Origin of the sequence: Rhizobium sp. BR 250 (assembly GCF_047445855.1) — a bacterium.
In the GTDB taxonomy this organism is placed as follows: Bacteria; Pseudomonadota; Alphaproteobacteria; order Rhizobiales; family Rhizobiaceae; genus Agrobacterium; species Agrobacterium tumefaciens_I.
The window spans coordinates 293,431-311,541 of record NZ_JARWKW010000007.1; the positions used below are offsets into that span (position 1 = coordinate 293,431).

General features: G+C 60.9%; 16 protein-coding genes. 2 read left to right on the top strand and 14 right to left on the bottom strand.

The window, feature by feature from the left end; genetic code table 11:
* Positions 1 to 39 precede the first annotated feature (39 nt).
* From QD336_RS14105 to QD336_RS14145, 9 genes are all read right to left on the bottom strand, one after another.
* Positions 40 to 1,575, bottom strand: coding sequence for an ABC transporter substrate-binding protein (locus QD336_RS14105; protein ID WP_269345312.1), 1,536 nt, complete (start codon positions 1,573 to 1,575; stop codon positions 40 to 42).
* A 209-nt stretch (positions 1,576 to 1,784) separates the two neighbouring features.
* A complete protein-coding gene (locus QD336_RS14110; RefSeq protein WP_269345310.1) occupies positions 1,785 to 2,687 on the bottom strand; it encodes a LysR family transcriptional regulator in 903 nt (300 codons plus the stop codon).
* Between the two features lie 285 nt (positions 2,688 to 2,972).
* Positions 2,973 to 3,722, bottom strand: a complete 750-nt coding sequence (locus QD336_RS14115) for an ABC transporter ATP-binding protein (RefSeq protein WP_269345308.1) — start codon at positions 3,720 to 3,722, stop codon at positions 2,973 to 2,975.
* Positions 3,719 to 4,555 carry an ABC transporter ATP-binding protein gene (locus tag QD336_RS14120; RefSeq protein WP_269345306.1) on the bottom strand — a complete coding sequence of 279 codons (837 nt, stop codon included), beginning with the start codon at positions 4,553 to 4,555 and terminating at the stop codon, positions 3,719 to 3,721. The genes QD336_RS14115 and QD336_RS14120 overlap by 4 nt, the downstream gene beginning before the upstream one ends.
* Positions 4,552 to 5,484: an ABC transporter permease gene (locus QD336_RS14125; protein WP_269345304.1), complete on the bottom strand. Its 933-nt coding sequence runs from the start codon at positions 5,482 to 5,484 to the stop codon at positions 4,552 to 4,554. Before QD336_RS14125 ends, QD336_RS14120 begins: the two co-directional genes overlap by 4 nt.
* Positions 5,481 to 6,548: an ABC transporter permease gene (locus tag QD336_RS14130; RefSeq protein ID WP_269345302.1), complete on the bottom strand. Its 1,068-nt coding sequence runs from the start codon at positions 6,546 to 6,548 to the stop codon at positions 5,481 to 5,483. Before QD336_RS14130 ends, QD336_RS14125 begins: the two co-directional genes overlap by 4 nt.
* 18 nt (positions 6,549 to 6,566) lie before the next feature.
* Positions 6,567 to 8,207, bottom strand: a complete 1,641-nt coding sequence (locus tag QD336_RS14135; RefSeq protein ID WP_269345300.1) for an ABC transporter substrate-binding protein — start codon at positions 8,205 to 8,207, stop codon at positions 6,567 to 6,569.
* A gap of 50 nt (positions 8,208 to 8,257) precedes the next feature.
* Positions 8,258 to 9,313, bottom strand: coding sequence for a dipeptidase (locus QD336_RS14140; protein ID WP_269345298.1), 1,056 nt, complete (start codon positions 9,311 to 9,313; stop codon positions 8,258 to 8,260).
* A 206-nt stretch (positions 9,314 to 9,519) separates the two neighbouring features.
* Positions 9,520 to 10,227 carry a phosphoribosyltransferase gene (locus tag QD336_RS14145; protein WP_269345296.1) on the bottom strand — a complete coding sequence of 236 codons (708 nt, stop codon included), beginning with the start codon at positions 10,225 to 10,227 and terminating at the stop codon, positions 9,520 to 9,522.
* A 312-nt stretch (positions 10,228 to 10,539) separates the two neighbouring features.
* Here QD336_RS14145 and QD336_RS14150 point away from each other — a divergent pair, with 312 nt between their 5' ends.
* Positions 10,540 to 11,712 carry a M20 aminoacylase family protein gene (locus QD336_RS14150; protein WP_499171089.1) on the top strand — a complete coding sequence of 391 codons (1,173 nt, stop codon included), beginning with the start codon at positions 10,540 to 10,542 and terminating at the stop codon, positions 11,710 to 11,712.
* 217 nt (positions 11,713 to 11,929) lie between these two features.
* The gene (locus QD336_RS14155; RefSeq protein WP_499171090.1) at positions 11,930 to 12,631 is read left to right on the top strand and encodes a DNA helicase; all 702 of its coding nucleotides are present in this window, start codon (positions 11,930 to 11,932) and stop codon (positions 12,629 to 12,631) included.
* A gap of 51 nt (positions 12,632 to 12,682) precedes the next feature.
* Here the strand turns inward: QD336_RS14155 and QD336_RS14160 are convergent, their stop codons facing one another.
* From QD336_RS14160 to QD336_RS14180, 5 genes are read right to left on the bottom strand one after another with little or no spacing between them, the layout of a single operon-like run.
* On the bottom strand, positions 12,683 to 14,476 hold the full coding sequence (locus QD336_RS14160) for an adenine deaminase (RefSeq protein ID WP_269345291.1): 1,794 nt from the start codon (positions 14,474 to 14,476) through the stop codon (positions 12,683 to 12,685).
* The gene (locus QD336_RS14165; RefSeq protein ID WP_269345290.1) at positions 14,473 to 15,393 is read right to left on the bottom strand and encodes a nucleoside hydrolase; all 921 of its coding nucleotides are present in this window, start codon (positions 15,391 to 15,393) and stop codon (positions 14,473 to 14,475) included. Before QD336_RS14165 ends, QD336_RS14160 begins: the two co-directional genes overlap by 4 nt.
* Positions 15,394 to 15,395: 2 nt before the next feature.
* Positions 15,396 to 16,421: an ABC transporter ATP-binding protein gene (locus QD336_RS14170; RefSeq protein WP_269345289.1), complete on the bottom strand. Its 1,026-nt coding sequence runs from the start codon at positions 16,419 to 16,421 to the stop codon at positions 15,396 to 15,398.
* Positions 16,414 to 17,193 (bottom strand): ABC transporter permease, encoded by a 780-nt coding sequence (locus QD336_RS14175; RefSeq protein WP_269345288.1) that lies wholly within the window; start codon positions 17,191 to 17,193, stop codon positions 16,414 to 16,416. The genes QD336_RS14170 and QD336_RS14175 overlap by 8 nt, the downstream gene beginning before the upstream one ends.
* Positions 17,190 to 18,017 (bottom strand): ABC transporter permease, encoded by an 828-nt coding sequence (locus QD336_RS14180; RefSeq protein WP_269345287.1) that lies wholly within the window; start codon positions 18,015 to 18,017, stop codon positions 17,190 to 17,192. The genes QD336_RS14175 and QD336_RS14180 overlap by 4 nt, the downstream gene beginning before the upstream one ends.
* Positions 18,018 to 18,111: the final 94 nt, after the last annotated feature.

Below are 18,111 nucleotides of genomic sequence, written 5' to 3' on the forward strand. Positions count from 1 at the left end.
CAAGCCCGGCATGACGGAGGAAACGGCGACTGGCAAATCCTATTCTTCCCAATGCACATCCGTCAGCACATTCGAAGGAATAGGCTCGTTTTCCCACAGCCCCTTCACCTTCCTGTCCCAGACGCCAAGCTTCGGCATCACGAAAAGGAACAGCGCCGGCACATCTTCGGCAAGGATTTTCTGGGCCTCGCCATAGAGCTTTTCCTGCTCAGCCGCATCCGCCGTCTTTTCGACATTGGCGATGACCTCGTTGAAGGCAGGGTTCTTGTAGTTGAAATAATAGGGATCACGGGAGTAGATATCGATATCCATCGGCTCCGCATGGGCAACGATGGTCATGTCGTAATCCGCTCCCTTCAAAACATCCGCCACCCATTTGGCAGGGAATTCGGTGGTTTCGATGGTCATGGTCACGCCGATCTCGGCCAGCATCGCCTGCAGGATTTGCGAGGTGCGCTGGGCATAGGCCATTTGCGGGGCCTTGATGGTGAAGCTGAAACCATCGGCATATCCCGCTTCCGCAAGCAGCGCCTTGGCCTTGTCGATATCGAAGGCATGCACGCCTGTCGTGTCGATATAACCGCGATCGTTCGGGGTATAGTGACTGCCGATGGCTGTGCCGAAACCGGACCAGGCGCCTTCAATGACAGTGCCGCGATCCACCGCCATCATCAGCGCCTGGCGCACGCGCTTGTCGCTGAAGGGTTTGCGGGCATTGTTCATGCCGGCCACGACCTTCAATTCGGTATTGCCGACGAAGGTGCCGAGGCGCTTGTCGCCGTCAAAGGAGGTCATCAGTTCCGGCGCACCGAATTCCGGGAAGGCATCGATATCGCCGGATTTCAGCGCCGCCGCCTGCGCCTGCGGATCGGCGACGAAACGGAAAGTCGCCTTGTCGAGCTTCACCGCCACGGCCTTGTCCCAATAGGCGGCGTTCTTCTCGAGTTCCACCTTGTCGCCCTTCGCCCAGTTGACGAATTTGAACGGGCCGGTGCCGATGGGGGTCGTGCGGTTACCCTCGGCACTCTTCGGCGCGACCATGACGGAGGCCGGCCAGCCGAGCCAGTAGATGAGGCTGCCGGCGGGCTGCTTCAGCTTCAGCACCAGCGTATCCGCATCCGGCGTCTCGATGCTGTCGATTGCCGCGAAGAAGCGCTTCTGCGGGTTGACGGAAGCTTCTCCGCGCGCACGGTCCAGCGAGAATTTCGCGACAGAGGAATCGAACGCCTCACCATCATGGAAGGTAACACCCTTGCGCAGCTTGAAGGTATAGCTCTTGCCATCAGACGAAATTTCCCAGCTTTCGGCAAGCTGTGGTTTCACCTTGCCCTTGCTGTCGATGGTAACGAGACCTTCGAAAATATTCTGCCAGGTGACCTGACCGATGGCGACGGGGGCGGCAATGGTCGGGTCGAGACCGGTCGGCTCCACCGTCATGCCAAGCGTCAGGGCGGTTTTCGGCGCGGCTCGCGCCTCAGCAATCGAAAGCGGCAGCCAGAGCGCCGTGCCTAGTGCAAGCGTCAGCGCGGTACGGCGCGAAAGCTTTGCCGCCTGCGAAAGATAAATGCGTGGCATCCTTAGTCCCCTGTCTGGCGGCCGGGGCATTTTTGCCCTTCCAAAGACCACCCGTTGCAAAAAGAGTGTCATGTTGCAGGCGCACACACAATCTTCGTTTTTGTGTGCTCCGTGTAGCTGAAATGGCTACACGGAATTGCGGGTGGAAATCAACCTTGGTGGGTAATTCTCCAGGCTGGCCTATTCCTCTCCACGGCGGGCATAAGAAACTAGCCCGCTGTCGCCTCGCGCATGAAACGCTCGATGAAATCGGCAAGCTTGGACGCCGCGAAAGAAAGCTGCCGGTCGGGCGCGACGCAGAGATCGATCTGGGTATGAATGCCCTTCTTGCCGGAAAGCGGAATGGCGACCATCTGGCCGCTGCGGATTTCCCGCGCCACCGAAAGCGCCGGCAGCAGCGTGGCGGCAGCATGGCCGAGCACCAGCTCCTTCAGCATTTCCAGCGAACTGGTGATGAAAACGGGATCGAGCTCGATGCCGGCATCGGCAAACAGCGCATCGAAGGCCTGACGCGCGGCAAAACTCTTGTCCGGCAGGGCAAGCGGCAAGCCGGCCAGTTCCTTCAGCGAGACTTCCGGCTGGGCGGCAAGCGCGTGGCCAGCGGGGAAGATGACATCATAGCTGATACGGGTGCGCGAGCGCACCTTCACACCCGAGAGTTTCGGCGCAAACAGGCTGACGACCAGATCGGCCTCCGCCGCGCCCAGCGCCTCCATCGCCTGCCGGGCGCTGGTAATATGCACCTCGAAACGCAGCTTCGGGTATTTCAGGCTGAACTGCGCCAGCACCGGCGCGAGAAGGTTCGCGACCGTCGCGCCATTGGCATAGACCGTGACCCGGCCGCGTTGCAGGCCTTTCAGATCATCGATCAGCTGGTGCACATGATCGAGCTCGCGTAGCGTCTTGCCCGCGCGGGCGGCGAGCAACTCGCCTGCCGCCGTCAGCTTCACGCCGCGGCTGGATCGTTCCACCAGTGGTGAGCCGAAATAATATTCGAGGTTCTCGATCTGCCGGCTTACCGCCGTCGGCGCGACATTCAGGTTTTCCGCAGCGGCGCGCATGGAATTGGTGCGGACGAGTTCGTCGAAATACATCAAGGCGCGCAATTGCATGGGGTGGAAACCTTGTTCGGGTGGGCCGGTGTGGGGGCCAGCATATCACTACCGCTTAACGAGCAAAGACCGGACATTCAATGTCTTGAACCTCAGCCGAGAGCATTGCAATCGCATGTGGAATGAGCGCTCGCGGCTTGTTTCTTCTCCCCGCCGGGGAGAAGGTCGCGGTAGCGGGATGAGGGGGCGACGCCAGAGATATTCGGAGAGCTGGCCCCCTCATCTACCCCGTTCGTGGCATCTTCTCCCCCTCGGGGAGAAGAAAGGGAGGCAACGTCTTACCAATCAAGCGCGCTTGAAACCCTCGCTCGCCACCAGCAGCTGCCTTGTATAGTCAGCGCTGAACTCGCGGCTTTCCAGCGCCTCGGCCTCCAGCATTTCCACCACCTTGCCGCTTTTCATCACTGCCAGGCGGTCGCACATGTGGCTGATGACGCCGAGATCGTGGCTGACCATGACGAAGGTGAGATTGCGGTCCTTGCGGGCCTGTTCCAGCAGGTTGAGGATTTCCGCCTGGATGGAAGCATCGAGCGCCGAGGTCGGCTCATCAAGCAGCAGGATTTTCGGCTCGACGATCAACGCGCGGGCAATGGCGATGCGCTGGCGCTGGCCGCCGGAAAGCTGGTGCGAATAACGGAAACGGAAACCGGAACCGAGGCCCACCTCGTCCAGAGCGCGGGCAATGCGCTGCTCGCGATTGTCGAGACCGTGGATGACGAGTGGCTCGAGCAGCAGCGCATCCACCGTCTGGCGCGGGTGAAGCGAACCATAGGGGTCCTGAAACACCATCTGCACATCGCTGTAGAAGCTCTTGTCCCGGCGCTTGCCGGAATAGGAGCGCCCGGCCACCATCAATGAGCCTTCATCGAAATGGTTGAGGCCGGCAACGGCGCGCAGCAGGGTCGATTTGCCGGAACCGGATTCGCCGACGATGCCGAAGGATTCGCCCTCGGCCACATCGATGCTGACGCTGTCGAGCGCGATATAACCGTCGAAATCCACCACCATGTCGCGGACGGAAAGAACTGTGCTCATGCGCGCCACTCCGGCTTGCGTTCCAGAACGGGCAAAGGATGGCGATGGCCGCCGATCTCCGGCAGGCAGTTCAACAGGCCTTGCGTATAGGGGTGTTTCGCTTCCTTCAGATTGGCGGAAGCAAGCTCCTCCACCACCTTGCCGGCATACATGACGAGAACACGGTCACAGAAGGAGGAGACGAGCCTGAGATCATGGCTGACAAAGATCAGCCCCATGCCACGGTCGCGCACCAGCTTGTCGAGAATATCGAGCACTTCCAGCTGGACCGTCACATCGAGCGCCGAGGTCGGTTCGTCGGCGATCAGCAGCTCCGGGCCGCAGACCAGCATCATGGCGATCATGACACGCTGGCCCATGCCGCCGGAAACCTCGTGCGGATAAAGATCGAAGACGCGCTCGGGATCACGGATCTGCACGGCTTCGAGCATCGCAAGCGTGCGCTGGCGCGCCTCGCTTGAGCCGATCTTTTCATGGGTCCGCAGGGTTTCCATGATCTGGCGGCCGATGGTCATCACCGGGTTCAGCGAATATTTCGGGTCCTGCAGGATCATCGCCATGCGCTTGCCGCGCATGATCCGCCGCTCTTTTGCCGAAGCCTTGAGCAGATCGATATCACCGAAGCGCAGGGCGCCGGCCTCAATGCGCGCGCTTTTCGGGGTCAGCCCCATGATGGCACGGCCGGTCTGCGACTTGCCGGAGCCGGATTCCCCGACAATGCCGAGACGCTCGCGGCCGAGCGTGAAGGACACGCCGCGTACCGCCTCCACCAGCCCGGTACGGGTGGGGAAGGACACGCGGAGATTCTGGACAGTCAGAAGCGGCGCGCTCATTGGCCCGCCTCCTTGGGATCCAGCGCGTCGCGCAGGCCGTCACCCAGCAGGTTGAAACCGAGGCTGACGATGAGGATCGCTACGCCCGGCATGGCTGCAACCCACCATTGGTCAAGGATAAAACGACGGCCCGAAGCGATCATCGCTCCCCATTCCGGCAGCGGCGGCTGTGCGCCGAGGCCGAGGAAGCCGAGGCCGGCAGCGGTGAGGATGATGCCCGCCATATCCAGCGTCACACGCACTATGAGCGATGACAGGCAGAGCGGCATGACGTGTTTCAAGACGATGCGGAACGGCGACGCCCCCATGAGCTTCACCGCCGCGATGAAATCGGAATTGCGGAAGGTCATGGTTTCGGCACGCGCGATGCGCGCATAGGGCGGCCATGAGGTGAGCGCGATGGCGAGCACCGCGTTCTCGATGCCCGGCCCGAGTGCGGCGACGAGCGCCAGCGCCAGAACGAGCTTCGGAAAGGCAAGGAAGATATCGGTGATGCGCATCAACACCGCATCCACCCAGCCGCCGGCATAACCGGAAACCGTGCCGACGATGAGGCCGACGGGCGCCGCGATGATGGCGACCAAGAGCACGACGAACAGCGTCAGCCGCGAGCCGTGGATGAGGCGCGAGAGAATGTCACGCCCCTGATCGTCGGTGCCGAGCAGGTAACCTTCCGTGCCGGGCGGCAAAAGCCGGGCATTGCGCAGGTCACCCTGCACCGGATTATGCGGCGCCAGCACATCGGCAAACAGCGCAACGAACAGCAGCGCGATGATGATGCCAAGGCCAAGCAGCGCCAGCCGGTTTTCTGAAAACCGCCGCCAGATGACATAGGCGCGGCCAAGGCGCGCCTGCTTGCGCGAGGCCGGCCGGTCGGAAAGCAGCCATTCGCGGCTATAGGGTTTGATCGTATCTGTCGACATCGTCATCGGCTGCGCGTCCTTGGATCGAGCGTCCGGTAAAGCAGATCGGAGAAGAGATTGATGCCGACGAAGATGGCGCCGATCACGATCGTGCCGCCGAGAACGGCATTCATATCCGCATTCTGCAGGGAATTGGTGATGTAAAGGCCGAGCCCCGGCCAGGCGAAGATGGTTTCGGTCAACACCGAACCTTCCAGCAGACCGGCATAGGACAGCGCAATCACGGTCACCAGCGGCACGGCGGCGTTGCGCAACGCGTGGAACCAGATGATGCGGGTTTCCGAAAGCCCCTTGGCGCGGGCCGCGACGATATATTCCTGGGCGAGCTCGTTCAGCATGAAGGAACGCGTCATGCGGCTGATATAGGCCAGCGAGAAATAACCGAGCAGAGAGGCCGGCAGGATGATGTGGCGGAAGAGATCCCACAACACGTCCCATTGCCGCTGCCAGATCGCGTCAATCAGGAAAAAGCCCGTGACCGGCGTGAAGGTGAATTCATAAACGATATCCATGCGGCCGGGATAAGCCACCCATTGCAGCCGGGCGTAAAACACCAGCAGCGCGAGCAGGCCGAGCCAGAAGATCGGCACGGAATAACCGATGAGGCCGATGACACGCACCACCTGATCGGCAAAGCTGCCGCGTTTCACGGCAGCGAGAACGCCGAGCGGAATGCCGAAGACGGCGCCGATGATCGTGCCGATCGTGGCAAGCTCGATCGTCGCCGGAAACACCCGTTTGATATCCTCCATCACCGGATTGGTGGTGAGGACGGAGGTGCCGAAATCACCCGAAAGCGCCTGCTTCAGGTAAAGGAAAAACTGCTGCCAGAGCGGCAGGTTGAGGCCGAGCTGCTCACGCACCCGCTCGACCACATGTGCAGGCGCACGGTCGCCGACGATCGCCAGTGCGGGATCGATCGGTACGACGCGGCCGATGAAAAATGTGACCGCCATCAGACCCAGAAAGGTGGTGATGACGGTGACGGCGAAGCCGAGAACGGCTTTCACGCGGGCATTGGCACGGCGTTTGCCGTGCCTCGCCTTGCTATTGGTTTCAACCATGCTCAAGAGATCAATCCTTCCGGATCATTCCTTGGAGATGGTGTAAACGTAGTTGGTGTCGAAGCTCGGGCCGAGCTTCAGGCCCTTGAGCTTGGCGGAATAACCGGCAACTTCTGTCTGCTGGAAGATGATGACGAAGGGACCTTTCGCCAGAACTTCCTTCTGCAGGTTCTGATAGATCGCCGCGCGCTTGGCGCTGTCCTTCTCCAGCAGAGCCGATTGGGTTTCCTTGGTCAGATCAGGAACGTCCCAGGCATTACGCCAGGCGAGCGTCTTGTTCTTGCCCTCATCGGAATTGTCGTAGTTGATGGTGAAGGTTTCCGCATTCGAGTTCGGGTCGAAATAGTCCGAACCCCACTGACCGATGTAGATATCGTGGGTGCGGGCGCGATATTTGGTCAGGGTTTGCTTGCCGTCACCCGGAATGATTTCCAGCTTGATGCCGGCCTGCGCCAGCGTCTGCTGCACGCTTTCGGCAATACCGGTCACCGGCTGCGTATTGCGCACATCCATGGTCACGGTGAAGCCGTCCTTCAGGCCGGCCTTGGCGAGAAGTTCCTTCGCCTTGGCGACGTCGAGCTTGTAGGGGTTCTCATCAAGCGCGCCAAGCTGGCCCTTCGGCAGGAAGGTCTGGTGGATTTCGCCGATGCCCTTGATGATCGTCGCGCCGATCGCGTCGTAGTCGACCAGATATTTCAGGGCTTCAACGACTTCCGGCTTCTTCAGGTTCTCGTTTTTCTGGTTGAGGCTGAAATAATAAACGGTGCCCTTGGGCGCAGATGTGACGGCAAGGCCTTCCTTCTTGGACACCGCTTCCATGTCGCCCGGCTCGAGGTTACGGGCAACGTCGATATCGCCGTTCTCAAGCGCCAGGCGCTGGCCCGAGCTTTCCTTCATGTGGCGATAGACGACGCGCTTCAGTTTCGGCTTTTCGCCATAATAATTCGGGTTGGCTTCGAGGATCACCGCCTCGTTGGCCTTCCAGCCGAGGATCTTGTAAGGGCCGGAACCGGCATAACCCGTCTTCAGGAATTCATTGCCGAAATCCGTGTCGTATTTGTAATCGGCGCTTGGCGTAACCGACTTCGCCTTTTCGGTGATGAACTTCTTGTCGACCACCGAAGCGACGGTCGCGGTCAGCACGTTCAGCACGAAGCTCGGCGCGTATGGCTTGTCGACCGTCAGGACGAAGGTGTTTGCATCGGTCGCTTTGGCTTTTTCAGTGACGTTGTCGCCCTTGAGGCCGAACTGCGTCAAAAGGAATGCCGGCGACTTGTCGAGCTTGACGGCGCGCTCGAAGGAGAAGGCCACATCATCAGCGGTGACCGGATTGCCGGAAGCGAATTTCAGGCCGGATTTCAGCTTGAACGTATAGGTGAGACCATCATCAGAGGTCGTCCAGCTCTCGGCCAGATCGCCGATCACCTTGGATGTGTCGTTCAAATCGATGGAAACGAGCTTGCTGTAGGTGTTGCCGGTAACTTCGGCGGCAGACAGTTCGAATGCCTCACCCGGATCGAGCGTGATGATGTCGTCGATGGCGAAACCTTCGACCAGCGTATCGGCCGGCGTGGCCGCAAAAGCGTGCGGCGCAGACAGCATCATCAGCGACAGAGCGGCGCTGGTGCTGAGAATACGCATGGATTTGTTGAGCGATTTGATCATAGGATCTCCCCTTTTGTTATGAGATTGATTTGGTTCGCTTAAAACTGGTCTCAGGCCGCCTCGTGCCAGGCCTGAGACAAAACACGCAGCCAGTTTTCCCGGCATATTTTAGCAAGCTCTCCATCACCGTAGCCTGCCGATTTCAGCGCCGCAACCAGATTGTGATTGCCGCTGGCATCGGCCACTCCAACGGGTACGGTTGCACCGTCGAAATCCGATCCGAGCGCCACGCAGTCGATGCCCATGCGCTCCACCATGTAGTCGATATGGCGTACCATGTCGGACAGCGGCGTATCGGCAATGTCACGCGCATCCGCCCGCAACATGGTCACGGCGTAGTTGAGGCCCACCAGCCCGCCACTCTCCCGGATGGCATCCATCTGCCGGTCGGTGAGATTGCGGGCGACGGGGGTGAGCGCATGCGCGTTGGAATGGCTGGCGATCAGCGGCTGGTTGGTGGTCTTGGCCACATCCCAGAAACCCTTTTCGGTGATATGGGCGAGATCGATGAGAATGCCGAGCCGGTTGCATTCTTTCACCAGCCGAAATCCGGCATCGGTGAGGCCGGGCGCCGTATCGGGCGACATGGGATAAGAGAAGGGAACGCCATGGCCGAAAATATTGTGCCGGCTCCAGACCGGGCCGAGCGAGCGCAGGCCGGCGGCGTAAAACACCTCCAGCGCATCGAGATCGGCGCCAATCGCCTCGCAGCCTTCCATGTGCAGCACGGCGGCGAAAATATCCTCGGCAAAGGCCTTGCGGATATCGGCCGTGGAACGGCAGAGCCGCCATGCGCCCGCGCGATCGAGCCGCAGCGCAATTGCCGCTTTCTCCATGGCGATATCGAGGGAAGGCAGGCGCTCCAGCGGAGAGGCGAGCGGCGTGTCGTAATGACCCTGTTCATCCGGTTCCTGCAGGATCAGATCGCCGGAGGGGATATAGATGGCGCAGATGCCGCCACCGAGACCACCTACCCTTGCACGGGGACCATCGATATGGCCTTCGCGCGTGCCGTTCTTGAATTCGGCCACGGGATCGGCACCGGCCTTGCTGTTGCGCCACAAACGAAGCAGCACATCATTATGACCGTCAAACACTGCATGCATGGGAAGAAATTCCAGTCATCGAAAGAACAAAACGGGGAGCGGGCAGACGCCGGGATGACACCGCGCGAAAGCAAACCGGCTTGTATTCGCCGACCGCTATTGTCTGTCGGCGGCGATCTTAGGACGATCTCTTCCGGCTTCGCAAGGTAGAAATTAGGCACCGGTAAAATTATCACCTCTTGCCTTTTGCCGGAACTTGCGCAACGTCAAGCGCGCCAGCCGCCTTCCGTTTTTGTCAGCAGCGGCGTGGCAAAAACGCCCCTCACCCGTTCCGGCCATTCCGGCCCGAAAGCAGCGATTTTTTCCCGCCAGCGATCCGATTGCAGCATGGCCGCGCCGATGACGGCGGGGCGGATGCCGGAGGCAGCAAGAAGCGAAAGACCGGAAATGATGGAGCTGCCGCTGGAAATCACATCATCCACCAACGCCACCCGCCGGTTCTCGATGAGCGGCAACATGCGCGGGTCGATATAAAGCCGTTTTTCCTGCCGGGTTGTGATGGAGGACATGGGCACCGATAGCTCATCCAGATACCAGAATTTGCGTGAGGTGCCGAGCGGCACGTAACGGGAATGGCCGAGACGGCGGGCAACGGCGGCGGCGAGGGTGAGGCCGAGCGTCGGCAGGCCGATCACGACATCCGGGCTGAAGGGCGCGAGCCTGGCGGCGAGATCAGCCGCCAGCGCTTCCAGCACCTCGAAAGAGGCCTGATTGACGATGAGCGAAGCCAATGCATGCTCACCATCCGCAAGCGGCCTTATCGGCAGGCAGATCTGCCGGCCATCATCCAGCTGTGCCGGAAAGAAGGTGGAATGTGGACCTGTGGCATCGAAGCTGGCGGGTGGAAGGATATCCTGCCAGAACTCGTGCGGCGCGGCGGGAGACTGGGCAGCAGGCGATGCGGATGACGGCATCGTTTTTTCCTTTCAGAACCAGGGTGGCGCCAAACAGATACGGTTTGCGAGCCACGCCAACAGGGTTCAATACATCAGGCATTTCAGCAACCGCAAACACGCGGCGGGTTCATTTCATTGGCTTTTTCCGCTAGGGTATTTTTGTTTTCTACGAAACACGAAAATACTCCAGCTCTTTGTTTTCCGCATTTCCGAACGCAAAACCGCTACACAGTTTTGCTGGAAATGCTCTAGAACGGAAACAAAGCAACAGGCATTCGGACAAACCCACCTATGACGCGGGTTTTCCCCATATTCAAGGACAAGCTTCCCATGAGACTGCTGGACCGGATCGGCGAGGACCTGCCATTTCTGACGGAGCTTCGCCACGATCTGCACGCGCATCCCGAACTGGGTTTCGAAGAGGAGAGAACCAGCGCCATCGTTGCCGATCTCCTCGAGCGCGCCGGGCTGAAGGTGCATCGCGGCCTCGGCGGCACCGGTGTGGTCGGCACGTTGCAGGTGGGTAACGGCACCCGCAGCATCGGCCTGCGCGCCGATATGGATGCGCTGGCCATGCCTGAGGTGCCCGACCGGCCCTATAAATCGAAATTTCCCGGCAAGATGCACGCCTGCGGCCATGACGGCCACACCGCCATGCTGCTGGGTGCCGCGCGTTATCTCGCCAAGACCCGCGATTTTTCCGGCACCGTGCATTTCATCTTCCAGCCGGCCGAAGAAGGTCGTGGCGGCGCCAAAAAAATGGTGGAAGACGGGCTTTTCGATCTGTTTCCCTGCGATGCGGTCTATGGCCTGCACAATATGCCGGGGCTTAGGCTTGACGAAATGGCGGTGGTGGAAGGCCCGCAGCTTGCCTCTTCCGACAGCTGGCGCGTCACCTTTAAGGGCATCGGCACCCATGGCGCCAAGCCGCATCTCGGCCGTGACCCCATAACGGCGGCGGGCACCTTCCTCGCCTCGCTGCAAAACATCGTCGGTCGCGTCATCGACCCGTTGCAGCCCGCCGTCGTCAGCGCCTGTTCGGTGCAGGCGGGCGACCCGAAGGCGCTCAACGTCATTCCCGATCTCGTCGAAATCGGCGGCACGGCGCGCGCCTATGCGGCAGATGTGCGCGACCAGCTGGAGACGGAAATCGGTCGGCTGGCAAAGGGCACGGCGGCGATGTTCGGCATCGAGGCGCATTACGAATTCATCCGCCGCATTCCCCCCGTCATCAACGAAGCGGATGCGACGAAACGGGCGCTGCGCGCCGCCAAGACCGTCTTCGGCACCAAGGCCCGTACCGCCTTCCCGCCTTCGACCGCCGGCKACGACTTCGCCTTCTTCGCCGGCGAAGCTCCCGGCTGCTATGTCTGGCTCGGCAACGGCCCGGCGGTGGATGGCGCGCTGCACCACAACACCTCCTATGACTTCAACGATGCGGCCATCGTGCCAGGCGTCGCGTTCTGGGCGACATTGGTGGAGCAGGAACTGGCGGCGGAGTGAGACCCATCTCGCTGCCTGCCGTTTTTCGACCGGCAGCAGCTCCGACGCTTGTGGCGAATCATCGGGCGCGGTAATTTCTGCGCACAGGCTCGACCCACGCCTCCCCCCTCCTTTCGGGGAAGCATCCGACATGCGGGGTAATATCATCATCGAACCGTCTGTTCGGGCTTTCGCATAAGGAGGGATTGCGTTTCAGACCCGCAATAGAGGTCTTTTGATGAAACTTTCCACTCCGATTTTTCAGTTGAAGCGGCGGGCCAAACTCATGGTCCGAAACAATGCCATTCCCCTGCACGAAGCGCTGGACCAGATCGCGCGCGAGGAAGGATTTGCAAGGTGGAGCCTGCTTTCCGCTCACGTTGCGGCGGGTTCCTTATCCGAAAACCTGTTCTTACGCATCGTGAATGGCGACATGCTGTTGCTTGCCGGTCGCCCAGGTCAGGGCAAGACAGCGCTTGGTTTTGAACTTTTGCGCGCGGCAGCCGAGGATGGACGGCAGTCCGTCTTGTTCACGCTCGAAATGACGGAGCAACAGGCGCGCAAGCGTATCGAAAAACACTCGGCCGGGCAGAAAGAAACCGAGATCGTGACATCGGATGAGATATGTGCGGACTACATCATCCGCCATTTGTCACCGGCCAAACCCGGCACCTTCGCCGTGATCGATTATATGCAGATACTCGACCAGCAGCGGCACAAGCCCGACCTGTCGCAACAGGTGACCGCCCTTGGGGAATTCGCACTAAAGACCGGCGTCATTTTCGCATTCATCTCGCAGGTCGACCGCTCGTTTGATCCGGACAATAAGCGGCTTCCCGATATGAGCGATATCCGCCTGCCCAACCTGCTGGATTTGGGCCTCTTCACCAAAGCCTGCTTTCTGCATAATGGCGAGGCGCAGCTTCACAATGTGAACTGACAGGCACCGGCTGCCGCGACGGCGACATCGCGGCAGCCGGTCCTGACGTTATTATCCCAAAACCTCGATGACCGGGCTTTCCATCACCTTGCCCGTCAACACATCGGCAATGCCCATATCCGTCTGGTGTGGGCCGATGTTGCAGGCGAGCGTGGCACCGAAGCAGGCCTTGAAGACGAGATAGGGCGGCTGCCATTCCACCACCTTGCCCACGGCTTCGCGCAGGTCCTCGAAAGCCCGCGCCACCTCTTCGAGCGGCGCATCGGATACGAGGCCGGAGAGCGGCAGCGGCAGAAGTGCAGTAACCTTGCCCTCAGAGGCAACGGCCATGCCGCCACCGGTCTCGATCACCGCATTGGCGGCCAGCGCCATATCTTCTGCATTCCCGCCGAAGACGGTGAGGTTGTGGCTATCATGCGAGACGGTGGTGGCGAAGGCGCCGTTCCAGCGTCCCCAGCCGGTGAGGAAGCCGGTTTTCGTGACGGGCTCGGCCATGCCGTGGCGGTGGGTGACGGAGATCATCGTTGCACCCTGGGGCGGAATGACAAAACCGTCCTTCACGTCCGCCTCCGCCTCACCCCATTGCGTGAAACGCGGGCGGTCGATGGTGGCGAGGCGGACCTTCTCGCCGTTGGATTTTACCCGGAAATCATCGGCCATACGTGGCGGAAGCTTCATCGAGCCTCCGAGTGCCGCTGCATCACAGGCGGGGATGTCGACCAGCATGCGACCGTCTTCCGCAACCACCCGGCCGCTTGCGAGCACATGACGGGCCGCAAAGCCGCTCAGGTCCTCGAAGATGGCGATATCAGCGCGGCGACCGGCGGCGATGAGCCCGAGATCGGCGCGGCCGAGCCTTTGAGCGGCATTGAGCGTGGCGGCGCGCAGCGCCCATTCGGGCTTCAGTCCATAACGCACAAGACGGCGCACCACATCATCCAGCCCACCGCCCTGCAACAGGTCGTCAGGGAAAACATCGTCGGTGCAGAGCGTCACCGTCTGCGGCAGGTGGCCGAGCTTATTCAGTGCCTCCACAAATTCCGGCAGCAGGTGATCGTGCGAGCCGCGCAGCTCGATCGTCAACCCTGCCCTGAGCTTTGCCATCAGGTCTTCACCCGAGACAAGCTCGTGATCGGAAGAGACGCCCGCCGCCATGAAGGCGTTGAGATCGGCGCCACCAAGACCGCGTGCATGGCCGCAGGCCAGTTTTTGCGCGGCGAGCCCGGCCTGCACGATGCCGCTCATGCGCGGATCGCGTTCGATGACGCCGCGCATGTTCATGATTTCCGCAATGCCGCCGATTTCCGGCCAGGAGAGGAGATCGGCCAGAATGGCGGCATCGAAATCCGCACCGCCGCGCTCCAGTCCCGGTGCGGAGGGCACGCATGACGGGGCAAGCAGAATGGCGCGCAAGGGCAGATTTTCGATGGCCTTCGCCGCCCAGCGCACGCCATCGACACCATGCACATTGCCGAATTCATGCGGGTCCCAGACGATGGTGGTAACGCCGCGGGCAACCACCGATGTCGCATAGGCGGCCGGTGTCACCATCGAGCTTTCGATGTGCATATGCGTGTCGATCAGCCCCGGCGAGACATAGGCCCCGCCCGCGTCGATCACCTGCGCTGCATCGCTGCGGCTTGCCGCTTCGTGAACGCTGGCGATAAGTGGGCCGACAATGCCGATATCGGCGGCACGCAGTTCCCCGGTCACCACATCCACCAGCGTTCCGCCGGTGATGAGGACGTCAAAAGGCTGATCGCCACGCGCGGCAGCAACCGCACGGGCGCGCAGGGTGTCGTCGTTAAGATCGGCAGGTTCCGCCAGGCGGATTTGCGCGCTCATCGGGCAGCCTCCCGGCGCAATGCCTCCAGAATGGCCGCCTTCGCGGCTTCGGCATCAACACTCGCGGCAAATTGGGCGTTAAACTCTGCCACCTTCTCCGCCCGTGTCTCGACCACGGTTCTTCCCCGCGTCAGCGAGGCATGAAGTTCGACATCGATGCGCGCCTGCTGCCAGCCAAGATGATCGGAAATGAAACCGACTGCGGCAACGGGATCATAAAGCGCCATGGCATCTCTGCCGCGGCTCGTGGCAATGCCGATGAAACCTTCGAGCAGATCGGCAATCAGGCCCGCATTCCTGCCGCCGGCAGCGCGGATCGGCAGCACATCGGCGGGCGAGGCCGTGACCTTGCGGCAGGCATCGAGATCAACCATGCGCAGCGGCAGGCCGTGGGAAAGCACGATGGCCAGCGCCTCGGGATCGGCGAAGGCGTTAAATTCGGCAGATGCCGTGTGGTTGCCGCTGGTTAGCCCGCCACCCATCCAGGTCAGGTCGGAAATTCTGGCGGCAAGATAGGGTCGCGCAAGACACAGGGCGGCGATATTGGTGAGCGGGCCGAGCGCAAGAATGCGCTTCTCCCCCGCCCCTTCCAGCCAGTTGCAGAGCGCTGCAAAGGCATCGCTTTTCGGCAGAGCCGGCGCATCCGGCAGGCTTTGGCCGGCGGTTGGAATGCCGCTATCGCCGAGGATCGACTGCGCGGTTTCGAGCGCGCCGAGCACCGGCATGGCGCGGCCCTGATGGATCGGCATCGACCAGCCGAAGCTTGCAACAGCGCCTGCGGCATTGCCGAAGACCGCATCCAGCGTGGCATTGCCGAAGACCAAAGAGATGCCGTCGATGGCAAGGCCTGCCGATTGCACCACCAGGATGGCGGCGATATCGTCAAAGCCCATATCGGTATCGATCCATACGCCCATGGTCAGTTGAACACCTTCAGGCTTGCCGCTTTTTCGACCGGCAGGTCGAAGGCGAGCGTATCACCGATGGCGTGCGCGGCAAGTGCGGCGTCTGTTTCCGCCTTGATGGGGCCAAGCGGCGTGTCGAGCAGATATTCGCGGCTGTTGCCGGCGAAGGATGTGCCGCGCACGGTTCCCTGGAAAGGACCTGAACCAAGGGTGACCATGCGCGGCCGCCAGGCCAGTCCGGATGCTGAAAGGACTGGCCCGGGAAGCGGTGTTGTACCGTTTGCGGTTTTCAACGCGCCGCCTTCCAGCGCGAAGATGTTTTCAAAGCCGACGAAATCCGCCACGAAGGACGAAACCGGCGCGTTATAAATCTCTTCGGGCGTGCCAATCTGCTCAATCTTACCGCCCTTCATGACGACAATGCGGTCGGCGAGCGCCAAAGCCTCGATCTGGTCATGGGTGACGAAGATCATCGTCACGCCGGTTTCCTTCTGCACACGCTGCAGTTCGGTGCGCATTTCAAGGCGCAGACGCGCATCGAGATTGGAGAGCGGCTCATCGAGCAAGAGCACCTTAGGCTCCATGACCATGGAGCGTGCCAAAGCCACGCGCTGCTGCTGGCCGCCTGATAGTTCCGCCGGTTTGCGCGAGGCGAAGTTGGACAAGCCCACCGATTTGAGGCCGGAGGCAACCTTGTCCTCCAGCGCCTTGCCGCTCATGCCCTTGAGTTTCAGGCCAAAGGCGACGTTTTCATAAACTGTAAGATGCGGGAAGAGCGCATACGACTGGAACACCAGACCGACGGCGCGCTTGTTGGCCGCGACGCGGGTAATATCGGCGCCATCGAGATCGATACGCCCGCTTGCCACCGGCATCAGCCCGGCAATGGCGCGCATCGTCGTGGTCTTGCCACAGCCGGAGGGCCCGAGAAGGGCGAGCAGCTCGCCCTTGCGGATATCGAGATCGAGATCCTTGACGGCGACATTGCCGCCATAAGCGAGCGAGACTTTTTTGAGCGAAAGGTAATTTGCGTCAGACATAACGGGAGAACCCCAGGAAACGTTCGGCCATGAAGACGATGCCGATGGAAAGGAAGGCGAGCAGCGAAGAAAGGGCTGCAACGGAAGGATCAAAGACGATTTCCATGTAACCCAGCATGTCGATGGGCAGCGTGCGCACGCCGGGACCGGACAGGAACAGCGACACCGGCACCTGGTTGAAACTCGTCACGAAACCGAGAATGAAGGCTGAGAGAATGCCGCCACGAATATTGGGCAACACCACCCGGAAAAACGCGCCGACGCGGGACGAGCCGAGCAGCACCGCCGCCTCTTCGATATCCGAGCGCAGATTGTTGAGGCTGGCCGATACCACCCGCACCGCATAGGGCAGGATGAGCGCGGTGTGGGCGAGAAACAGCGCGAGTGTGATGCCGATACCGAAGGGCACAACGAAATAACGCAGCAGCGCGAGACCAACGATGATGCCGGGCACGATGATCGGCGCGGAAACGATGGTACGCACGGTTTCGCTAAAGGGCAGCTTGTAGCGCGACATGGCGTAGGAAGCGGGAATGCCGAGGATGAGTGCCGTGAACGTGCCGCCAATGGCAAGGAACATCGACATGGCAAAGCTCTCTCGAAAACTTTCGACCGTGAAGACCTTGGCGATCCATTTCAGCGAAAAGCCCTGCGGCGGAAAGGCGAGCGTATCACCGGCCGAAAACGAGGCCGCAACGATGATGAGGAACGGCCCGATGAGGAAACCGACGACAAGAAGGAGCGTGAGCGGAATGAAGAGCTGCCGGGTCATTTCTTGTTCCTTGCGGTGGCGATGCGCTTCAGCAGGATATTGGCGGCAAAGCTCATGACGATCAGGATGAAGGCGATGACGCTGGCGGCAACGAAATTATTGGAGACCGTGACCTGCTGGTAAAGCAGGGTTTCCAGCATCAGCACCTTCGAGCCGCCGAGAATGGCGGGCGTGATATAGGCCGTCAGCGAACCGGTGAAGACCAGCGTACCGCCGACCACCAGCCCCTCCCTGGTGAGCGGCAGGATGACCTTCCAGAACACCTGAAACCAGTTGGCGCCGAGCACGCGGGCAGCGGCAATCGTATCCTTCGGCATGTTTTCGAGCGCGCTGATGAGCGAGATGATCATCAGCGGCAGGAACAGTTGCAGAAGGCCGATGAAGACAGCCGTTTCGGAAAACAGGATGCGGATCGGCGCGTCGCTCAGGCCCACCGCCTGCAGCGCCTGATTGACGATGCCGGTTCTGCCGAGAATGACGATCCATGCATAGGTGCGGGCGACCGGCGAGATCATCAACGGCAGCACGACGAGATTGACCACATGGCCCTTCTTGCCCGGCGACAGGTTGACGATGGCGAAAGCCGCAGCATACCCCACCACCGCCGAAACGACGGTGACGAGCGCGCCGAGTTTGAGCGTACGCAGGAAAACCGTCTGGTTCAGCGGATCGGAAAAGAATGTGGCATAGGCCGACAATGTCCAGCCGTCAGTGGTGCGAAAACCCTCCGACAGAAGCATGAAGACCGGCACAAGAAAGACCGCCGCCGCGAAAATCGCGGCGGGCAAGGCAAGCGCCAGCGCTTCGGCCCGGTTCTGAAACATGGGTTTATTCCCTGAACGGCCTCAAGGCCGGTTGTTACGACAGCCGGACGAACCGACCTGCAAAATGGAAGGTGGAAAAGCGGTCAGGGGACGA

What these genes read in the sequence shown, in the direction of transcription:
- QD336_RS14105 (WP_269345312.1), bottom strand. Translation starts at nt 1,575, where the DNA reads ATGCCACGCATTTATCTTTCGCAGGCGGCAAAGCTTTCGCGCCGTACC.
- QD336_RS14110 (WP_269345310.1), bottom strand. Translation starts at nt 2,687, where the DNA reads ATGCAATTGCGCGCCTTGATGTATTTCGACGAACTCGTCCGCACCAAT.
- QD336_RS14115 (WP_269345308.1), bottom strand. Translation starts at nt 3,722, where the DNA reads ATGAGCACAGTTCTTTCCGTCCGCGACATGGTGGTGGATTTCGACGGT.
- QD336_RS14120 (WP_269345306.1), bottom strand. Translation starts at nt 4,555, where the DNA reads ATGAGCGCGCCGCTTCTGACTGTCCAGAATCTCCGCGTGTCCTTCCCC.
- QD336_RS14125 (WP_269345304.1), bottom strand. Translation starts at nt 5,484, where the DNA reads ATGACGATGTCGACAGATACGATCAAACCCTATAGCCGCGAATGGCTG.
- QD336_RS14135 (WP_269345300.1), bottom strand. Translation starts at nt 8,207, where the DNA reads ATGATCAAATCGCTCAACAAATCCATGCGTATTCTCAGCACCAGCGCC.
- QD336_RS14140 (WP_269345298.1), bottom strand. Translation starts at nt 9,313, where the DNA reads ATGCATGCAGTGTTTGACGGTCATAATGATGTGCTGCTTCGTTTGTGG.
- QD336_RS14145 (WP_269345296.1), bottom strand. Translation starts at nt 10,227, where the DNA reads ATGCCGTCATCCGCATCGCCTGCTGCCCAGTCTCCCGCCGCGCCGCAC.
- QD336_RS14155 (WP_499171090.1), top strand. Translation starts at nt 11,930, where the DNA reads ATGAAACTTTCCACTCCGATTTTTCAGTTGAAGCGGCGGGCCAAACTC.
- QD336_RS14160 (WP_269345291.1), bottom strand. Translation starts at nt 14,476, where the DNA reads ATGAGCGCGCAAATCCGCCTGGCGGAACCTGCCGATCTTAACGACGAC.
- QD336_RS14165 (WP_269345290.1), bottom strand. Translation starts at nt 15,393, where the DNA reads ATGGGCGTATGGATCGATACCGATATGGGCTTTGACGATATCGCCGCC.
- QD336_RS14170 (WP_269345289.1), bottom strand. Translation starts at nt 16,421, where the DNA reads ATGTCTGACGCAAATTACCTTTCGCTCAAAAAAGTCTCGCTCGCTTAT.
- QD336_RS14175 (WP_269345288.1), bottom strand. Translation starts at nt 17,193, where the DNA reads ATGACCCGGCAGCTCTTCATTCCGCTCACGCTCCTTCTTGTCGTCGGT.
- QD336_RS14180 (WP_269345287.1), bottom strand. Translation starts at nt 18,017, where the DNA reads ATGTTTCAGAACCGGGCCGAAGCGCTGGCGCTTGCCTTGCCCGCCGCG.